General features: G+C 33.7%; 1 protein-coding gene. It reads left to right on the top strand.

The window, feature by feature from the left end:
- Positions 1-608, top strand: a 608-nt coding sequence (locus tag IDG60_RS15120) for a class I SAM-dependent methyltransferase (RefSeq protein ID WP_206160865.1), incomplete at its 5' end; no start/stop codon positions are given.
- Positions 609-1,150 lie beyond the last annotated feature (542 nt).

Here is a 1,150-nt window from a genome sequence, read left to right as displayed (position 1 = left end):
CTATTTATCTAGCTCATACATATGGCTGTCACATTCAAGGCGTTGATATAAATAAGAAAGCATTAGAAAAAGCACAGGAAAATATTTCAGCAGCAGGTCTTGAATCATATATTCAAGTTCAACAAGCAAATGCTGTTAAATTGCCCTTTGATGACAATCAATTCGATATCGTTTTAAATGAAGCAATGTTAACAATGTTACCCATCGCCATAAAGGAAAAAGCATTACGCGAGTACTACCGAGTCTTAAAGCCTGGGGGTATCTTGTTAACACATGATATTGTCATCGTTAATGAATCACATGCCACACATGTTGTTAAATCATTATCTGCAGCAATTAATGTCAATGTCTCACCGCAGACGAAACTTGGCTGGTTAGATTTATATCATCAAGCTGGTTTTAATCATGTGCATTATCATACTGGTCCAATGAGTTTAATGACACCAAAAGGTTTAATTTATGACGAAGGTATTGTTGGAACTATAAAGATTATCAAAAATGCTTTAAAAAAAGAAAATCGACCAATGTTTTGTAAAATGTTTAAAACGATGACTAAATTGCGTAAAGATATGAATTATATTACTTTTGTCGCTAAAAAAGAGGACTAAATATAATGCCACTAACTGTACTTTGTATCTATGTTTGACTGCTACTTTAATTTCTTTGTGACACTAATCATCTACTTAACAATATCGTTATCGTTGATTAGTAAGTCATCAATTTGGGTTAAAGACTTTCATAAACACTCAAACATTAACACTATACTTAGTTAGTGGCATTATTTTTTTAAAAATTTTAACATCACGGGATTGGAACAGAAATGATATTTTCGCAAAATTTATTCCTGTCCTTCCCCAACTTGCATTACCTGTAGAATTTCTTTTCGAAATTCTCTGTGTTGGGGCCCCGCCAACTTGCATTGCCTGTAGAATTTCTTTTCGAATTTCTCTGTGTTGGGGCCCCGCCAACTTGCATTACCTGTAGAATTTCTTTTCGAAATTCTTTGTGTTGGGGGCCCGCCATTATAACACTGTAGGTCCTACTATATTAATTTATGTCTCGGGCTCTAACCCTAAAATACTTATAATATACCTTTATAATTTATCTCCATTTGATGCTATCACTTGTTGATACCAATAGAACGAATCTT

It is taken from the genome of Staphylococcus sp. EG-SA-2 (genome assembly GCF_017152085.1).
The sequence above is the reverse complement of the archived record's forward strand: the minus strand, read 5'-3'. Positions and strand labels throughout refer to the sequence as shown.